The sequence below is a fragment of the Methylobacterium oryzihabitans genome, from assembly GCF_004004555.2.
In the GTDB taxonomy this organism is placed as follows: Bacteria; Pseudomonadota; Alphaproteobacteria; order Rhizobiales; family Beijerinckiaceae; genus Methylobacterium; species Methylobacterium oryzihabitans.
On sequence record NZ_SACP01000021.1, the window covers coordinates 88235 to 95795 of the forward strand.

The following is a 7561-nucleotide window of genomic DNA, read 5'->3' on the forward strand; positions in this document are numbered from 1 at the left end:
CCGGCCCGGCAAGTCCTGCCGGCAAGTCCTGCCGGGATGTTTACGGATTGTTCACCATGCCGGCGCGAGGGTCCCGGTGTCCGATCAGGCCCCGAAAGACCCCCATGCGCGTCGATCCCCGCTTCGCTCCCGCCCCGGCCACCGCGGCGGCGCCGGGGCGGGCCGGGGCCGGCAGCGCCGCGCCGCTCGCCGGCCTCGACGCGATCCTGACCCTTCAGGCGCAGGACGACCCGGCCGAGCGCCGCCGCCGCGCCGCCCGCCGCGGCCACGACCTGCTCGACGCCCTCGACCGCCTCAAGGCGGCGCTCCTCGGCGGCCGGGTGAACGCCGCCGACCTGACGGCGATCGCCGCCCGCCTCGCCGAGCGGGCCGGCGCCACCGGCGACCCGCGCCTCGACGGCCTCATCGGCGAGATCGAGCTGAGGGCGCAGGTGGAGCTGGCGAAGCTCGCCTCGGCCGGGCGCGCGACCGCCGGCTGAGGCCCGGCTCCGCCGTGACCCCGGAGGCGTCGTCCTCCAGCCGCCGCAGCTTCCCGGCCGCGCCGGACGGGAGCTGCGGGTGCTGCCCGGCGCGGAGATGCTCGCGCGCCTTCTCAGGGTCGGGCTCGCGCGCCCTCTTCCGCGAGGCCGGGGCGAAGCGCTGCATCCAGCCGAGCGCCGCGGTGTAGCGCAGGAAGGCGGCGGTGGTGTCGTCCGGGTCGGCGCCGTCGCGGGCGATCGCCTCGTAGCGCTCGACGAGTTCCTGCCACCGGTCGAGGGCCAGGAGCGGCTGGCGCAGGTAGATCGCCCGCATCAGGCCGGGATCGTCCCAGACCGTGACCGCGGCGATCTCCTCGGCCCGGGTCGGATGGAGCACCCGCAGGGTCGCGGGCGCCGCCGCCAGGGGAGGGCCGGGCAGGCCGGCGAACCGCGCCGTCACGCGGTAGCGGCCCGGGAGGTCGAAGAGCGGCCCGTCGGCGTCGAAGCTCGCGAAGATCCCGTCGAACGAGGCCGGTTCGCCGCCCGGCTCCAGCCACGCCTCGGGGTGGTGCTGGCACAGCGCCATCGCCGGACGCAGCGTGCGGCTCCGCCCGTCCGGCCGCGTCACCGTGACGGTCAGGAGCCCGTCGCTCGGGTCGAACGACTTCGGATAGGGGAAACGCGCCTCGCCGAGGTTGGCGAGCGTGAACTTGAGGAAGACCGGCTCGCCGAACCGGTAGAGCGGCACCGGCTGCCCCTTCGCGCATCGTTTCACCGGCGTCAGCGCCGCCGCCGCCCGGACCGGTGCGCCGGAGGCCGCCAGCGCGACGAGTCCCCCCGGGGGACCGCCGCTGCCGGCGATGAGCCGGCTCTGGCGGACGGCGTAGTTGCTCGTCCCCGGCGCGATGTCGATGTGGGGCGCGTGGCAGAGGAAGCAGAGCTCGTCGTCGTCGAAGCGGTCCTTGAATCCGCTCCAGAACGCCTCCGAACCGCCCGCGAAGGTGAAGGGATTGTTCATCCAGCTCAGCGCGGCCGGCGCGTTGCGCTCGGCGCAGTGCGGCAGGTTGAGGGCGTGCCCGATCTCGTGGGCGAGGGTGAACAGGACGTGCCGGCGCCACGCCACCGGGTCGGTCTGCCGGAAGTCCGACAGGGTCTTGGTGTTGAGGAACACCGCCAGCCCCTGGCGCGGCGGGTCCGCGTTCTGGCTCTGGGTGTCGTACATGATCCCGAGGACGTCCCGGCCGCCCTCGAGGCGGCCGGCGAAGACCACGTGCAGCCACCAGTCGTCGGCCAGCCCGACGGAGGCCGGCGGGCTGCCCCATTCCCGCAGCATCGCCTCCAGCTCGGCCGGGTTCACGATCCGCTGCGGATCGAGGGCGCGGCTGGAGAGCTCCGACCGCGTCTGGATGCCCGCCGGGACCGCCACCTCGATCGACGCCGCCTTCATGACCGTCGGCAGCGTCTCGCCGGCGGCGTTCGCATCCACCAGGGAGGGATTCGGCAGGGCGAGCCCCTTGATCGCGTGCATGACCAGCGACAGCCGGCGCAGGGAGCGGTCCTGCCGGACCAGGGTGAGGCTGGGCGCTCCCGGTCCGGTCCCGAGCTGGACCGAGACCGCCTCGGTCCCGTCCTGCGTGGCCACCGGCGTCAGTTGCACCTGCGCCGTCGTCGGGAACCCGGCTTCCGACCAGAACAGCTCCGCCGTCCCGCCGATCACGTCCCCGGTCTGCACCACCGCCTCGGGCCGCAGCAGAAACGAGACGATCGCTTCATCCGAACGGAGGATGTCCCCACTGACGGTTGTGCGAAATTGCCGGACATCGCGCTCGACGCGAACCTGGGCGTAGGGGTCGGCCGTCGTCGCGTAGAAACCCGCTGCCACACCCGGCATGACCGTGATCTCCCCCAGGCGGAAATCGACAGGAGATCACACAATGCCGATTATGAGTTTTTAAGCAAGACGACTTGCGGGTCCCGCGAGTCTATGCTCAGATCGCCGAAGTCAAACCTCGCTCGGGAGGGGTGGTATGGCTGCGTTGTCGGTTTTCCATTGTGCGAAACGGCGACGCGGCCGGCCGGCGGCATGGGTTCTCGCCGGGTTGTCGTGGCTCGGGCTCGCGGTCCCGGCGGCGGCCGGCGAGGGGCGCCTCGTGCGGGCCGACGTCGTCGCCCTCGACCAGCTCCTCGTCTACAACCGCTTCGGCTCGTTCAATCCCTACGGGATGATCTTCGCCCTGCGGCGCGACGTGTCGTCGTCCGACGAGACGGCGCGGCGGCCGGACGCGGATGCGTGCGGCACGCTGACCGGCGCCGAGCCGGGCCGCGGCGCGCTTCTGCCGGGGCGCGTCAGGCTCAAGGACTGCAAGCGCCCGCGGCCGCTGGTCCTGCGGGTCAATGCCGGCGACGTGATCGAGATCGGCCTGACCAACCTCCTGCGCGAGGACCAGCCCGGGATCAGCGGCGCCTTCGCCGACCCGCCGGCCCGGGTGGGGGAGGGGTTCTGCGGCGAGACGGCCGCGGCGGCGGCGGTCGCGCCGGTGCGGCCCGACCTGCGCGCCGCGTTCGATCCGGGGCAGGGCGGCCAGTGCCGGACGGCCGAGGAGGCGAGCCGGGCCGAGCCGACGGCCGGGGCCGACTGGCCGCGCACCCGCACCCTGTCGGTGGCGATGCCGGGGCTCGAAGCCGTGCCGGTCGGGGACCGGATCGACCCGGCCTGCCTCGGCCTGTCGGCGGTCGCGCCCGGCGCCACCATCGTGTGCCGCTGGCGGACCGACCGCGAGGGCACCCACCTGTTCTCGAGCCTCGCGGCGCCGGCCGGCGGCGAGGGCGATGCCGGCTCCCTCGGGCACGGCCTGTTCGGGGCGCTGATCGTCGAGCCGGCGGGCAGCCGTGCCTTCCGCAGCCAGGTGACCAGCGCCGCCTTCGACCGGATCTGGGCCCGCAACCCCGCGCCCGAGGCGCTGCCCCACGCCCGCGCCGGCGCGGTCGATTTCGGCGCGGCGCAGGCCGAGCCGGCCGGAGCCCGGGCGGAGTCGCCCTGCGCCGCCGCGCCGGTGCCGATCCTCGAACTGCACCGCCCCTGCGGCCGCGCGGACGGGCGCGAGCGGGTCGAGATCGTCCACGGCGACCTCAACGCCATCGTGGTCCCGGGGGAGGTTCCCGAGTCGCCGAGGTCGGAGGACGGCGGGCTCGGCGCCGAGAACCTGCGCCTGCGGCGGATGGCGCGCGAGGCGCAGGCGCCGTTCCGCGAATACACCGTGATCTTCCACGACGAGCTGAAGACCTTCTACGCCGACGCGTTCAGGCAGCTCGACCGGTTCGCCCAGCTCTCGGGGGTGCGCGACGGCTTCGCGATCAATTACGGCGCGAGCGGCGTCGGCTCGGCGCTGCTCGCCAACCGCCTCGGGATCGGCCCGGCGGCGAACTGCCCGGAATGCCTCTACGAGGAGTTCTTCCTGGAGAGTTGGGCCAACGGCGACCCGGCGCTGCTCGAAGCCTTCCCGGACGACCCCTCGAACGTCCACCACTCCTACCTCAACGACAAGGTCGTCTTCCGCAACTTCCACGCCGGCAAGGAGACCCACGTCTTCCACCTGCACACGCACCAGTGGTTCGCCGGCAACGACGCCGGCCGCGGCGCCTATCTCGACAGCCAGACCATCGGGCCGCAGCAGGGCTTCACCTACCGGATCTATCACGGCGGCCAGGAACGCTACCTGCCGGGGCCGGGGACCGGCGCGGGGCCGAAGGGGTGGTGGGGCTCGCTCGGCTCCGGCAACCGCAACCGCACGCCCGGCGACGCGATCTTCCACTGCCACCTCTACCCGCACTTCGCGCAGGGGATGTGGGCGCTCTGGCGCGTCCACGACGTGCTCGAGGACGGCACCCGCCTCCTGCCCGACGGGCAGTCGCGGCCCGGGCTCTCGGTGGTCCGCAACCCCGAGCCGGCGGTGACCCGCCGGGGCAGCGTCGGCCCCCTCGGCGAGCGGCTGGTGCCGGCGACGCGGCGGGCCGACCTCGGCACCCCGATCCCCGGCCTCGTCCCGCTGCCCGGCACCGGCCTGCCGCCGCTGCCGAGCTACGCCCCGCCGCAGGCCCCGGCCGCCGTCGCCGAGACCGAGGCGATGCCGGGCTACCCGTTCTACATCCCGGGCCGGCCGGGCCACCGCTCGCCGCAGCCGCCCCTCGACATGGCCCGGGCCGAGGCCGACCCGCAGGCCGGGATCACCCCGGCCCACGTCGCGGCGCTCGCCGGGCGCAGCCATCTCGACGGCGGCCTGCCCCGCCACGTCGTCACCGGCGGGGTCGCGGTCCCGAACGCGGTGCGCGACCTCCCGCCCGAGCGGCGCGCCGCCGTCGCGGCGAAGGGCGGCCTCCTCGCCACGATGCTGGCGCGCGGCGACATGACCTCGCATTTCGAGCACCTCGACCTCGAATTGCTGCCCCATGCCGGCACTGCCCTCGAACGCAGCGCGATGCGCTTCCACGGCACCGGCGCCGGGGTGGCGGTGGTGCCGGCCCATCCCGGCACCGCCGCGCTGGCGCAGGCCCCGGTCGCGGCGCCCGGCGAGACCGGGCTCTCCGCGACCGCCCTCGACCCGGCGACCGGCGCCTATCCCGCCGGGGTGATCCCGGCCGAGGCGATCCGCGGCGAGGTCGGGCGCGCGACGCCGGCCGCCCTCGCCCCGGACGGCGCCTTCGCGGTCAACGGCTCCCCCGGCGCGCCGGGCGCGCCCTATGCCGATCCCTGCGCGGCGCCCCTCGTCCTCGGCCTGCCGAACGGGCCGCGGCACCGCCGCTTCGATCCCCATGCGGCGACATGGGCCGCCGACGAGCCGTTCCAGGTCGCCCGCGACCCGTTCGGGACCGGCAACCCGCTCGCCCTCGATCCCGGCCTGACCGGCTTCCGGCGCTTCCACGTCTCGGCGGTGGAGACGACGCTCGTCGTCAACCGGGCCGGCTGGCACGACCCGCAGGCGCGCATCAACGTCCTGTCGGCCGAGGCCGCCCGGTTCAAGAACCGCACCCGCTCCGACGCCGAGCCGTTCTTCTTCCGCGGCTTCTCCGGCGAGTGCATCGAGTTCCACCACACCAACGAGACGCCCAAGGACCTCGCCCTCGACGACTTCCAGCTCAAGGTGCCGACCGACACGATCGGCCAGCACATCCACCTCGTGAAGTTCGACGTCACCTCCTCGGACGGCAGCGGCAACGGCTTCAACTACGAGGACGGCACCTTCGCCCCCGACGAGGTGCTGACGCGCCTGTGCGCCGCCCGCGGCCGGACCCGCAAGCGCGCCGGCGAGGACCCGGCCCGGATCGCCGACCCGGCCCCCCGCAGCGACGAGGAATGCGGCGAGGACTTCATCAAGGGCGTGTCGAAGCGGGTGCGGCTCGACGGCGACAACCTCCGGTACTTCCAGACCACCGTGCAGCGCTGGTTCGCCGACCCGATCCTGTCCGACACCGCCCCCAAGGGCGACGCCGTCGCCGACCGCACCCTGCGCACGGTGTTCACCCACGACCATTTCGGGCCGTCGAACATCCAGCAGCACGGCTTCTACGCGGCCCTGCTGATCGAGCCGTCGCCGCACGCCGTCTGCCCGCTCGCCGAGCCGCACTCGGACGCCGCCCTCGACAAGGGCTGCGTCGCCGGGCCGGCGGCCGTCGCCCCGGTCGCGGCGAGCGCCCGGGCGACGCTCGCGGCGCATCCCGCCCGCGACCTCGTCGGCGCCCGCGCCAGCGTGTTCCGCTGGAAACCGCTGGGCGAGGACCACGGCGACCCGATCCACTCGGACGCCCGCGAATACGCCATCGCGGTCGCCGACTTCGCGCTGCTCTACGACGGCCGCCGGCTCGCCGACGTGCCGCCGCCCGCCCCCGACGCGAACGGCCTCGACGCCCTGCTGCACGAGGCCCGCCATCCCGACCGCCCGCGCCACCCGGAGGACGATCCGGGGGCGGAGGACGCCCCCAACCACGTCCTGAGCCGGCTCGGCATCGCGCTCGGGGAGGGCGAGACCGCCAAGCTCGCGCTCGCCCGCGAGGCGATCCGGCGGACCTCCGGCAGCCCGATCGCGCCGCCGCCGCGTCCCGAGGCGATCTCGCAGAAGCACCACGATCCCTACCTCGTGAACTATCGCAACGAGCCGATCCCGCTGCGCATCGGCAGCGACGGCAAGGTCCCGCCGAGCTTCCTGCGCAACCCGTGCCGCGAGGCCGGCGCGGCGTCGGCGGACCGCGAAGCCTACCGCAGCATCGACCGGCAGCGCCCGACCGGGGCCGGCGAGGGCGGCAACCTCGCCGAGGTCTTCCTCTCGGCGGTGCACGGCGACCCGTGCACGCCGATCCTCGAAGGGCTGTCGGAGGACCGGATCGTCGTGCGGATGATCCAGGGCGCGCAGGAGGTGCAGCACACCTTCATGGTCGAGGGCCGGCCCGGCCGGCGCAACGTCGACCAGCCGTTCCCGAGCGAGCGGCCGGTCGGGCCGGAAGGCTCCGCGGCGGCGTCGCGGGCGGCGGCCTGCGCCCTCAACCCGATCGCCAAGGGCGGCGACCCGCTGAACTACCTCGCCTGGGCGATCCGGGGCGGCCTACCACCGTACTTGAAATCGGACCTGCACGCTCTCGAGGCCCTGGTGATGGGCTGCGACAACCCGCTCGGCTACGTCGCCGCGCAGGAGATCGGCATCTCGGAGCATTTCGAGGTCGGCAGCCTGTTCTCGGCGAGCGGGAACGGCAACGCTCCCGCCCTGCGGCTGAAGGAGGCCGCACCGGACGCCGCGCCGACCCCCCTGACGGACAACCCCGGCTACCAGCCGACCTTCGACCACCTGTTCCATTTCGGCTCGACCGATGCGCTGTGGAACGGCGCCTGGGGCCTCGTGCGCAGCTACGATTCGGCGTGGTCGCCCGACATCTCCGCCTGCCTCGCCCGGGGGGCGTCCGACGGGGGCGGGTTCGGGGATTGCCTGAAGCCCGGCGGACCGCCGATCGGCCGGCGCATCGCCACCTTCGACGACCTGCGCCGGCAGCTCGGCAGCGGCCCGCGCGGCGGCGACGCCCGGCTCGCCGCCGGGGCGGCGCCCGACGCCGGCGCGCCG

At 74.6% G+C, this 7561-nt stretch carries 2 protein-coding genes and 1 pseudogene; 2 read left to right on the forward strand and 1 reads right to left on the reverse strand.

Annotated elements, in window-relative coordinates; all coding sequences use genetic code 11:
• Positions 1-104 precede the first annotated feature (104 nt).
• The gene (locus EOE48_RS19735) at positions 105-479 is read left to right on the forward strand and encodes a flagellar assembly protein FliX (protein ID WP_127732323.1); all 375 of its coding nucleotides are present in this window, start codon (positions 105-107) and stop codon (positions 477-479) included.
• Here EOE48_RS19735 and EOE48_RS19740 read toward each other — a convergent pair.
• Positions 403-2349: a zinc metalloprotease gene (locus EOE48_RS19740; protein ID WP_127732325.1), complete on the reverse strand. Its 1947-nt coding sequence runs from the start codon at positions 2347-2349 to the stop codon at positions 403-405. The two genes, EOE48_RS19735 and EOE48_RS19740, sit on opposite strands and share 77 nt — an antisense overlap.
• Positions 2350-2557: 208 nt before the next feature.
• Between EOE48_RS19740 and EOE48_RS19745 the strand changes: the two are divergent.
• Positions 2558-7561, forward strand: a pseudogene (locus EOE48_RS19745) (hypothetical protein); the annotation flags it as partial.

Bases quoted from the DNA above. Each gene is read 5' to 3' on its own strand.
- EOE48_RS19735 (WP_127732323.1), top strand. From the start codon at position 105: ATGCGCGTCGATCCCCGCTTCGCTCCCGCCCCGGCCACCGCGGCGGCG.
- EOE48_RS19740 (WP_127732325.1), bottom strand. From the start codon at position 2,349: ATGCCGGGTGTGGCAGCGGGTTTCTACGCGACGACGGCCGACCCCTAC.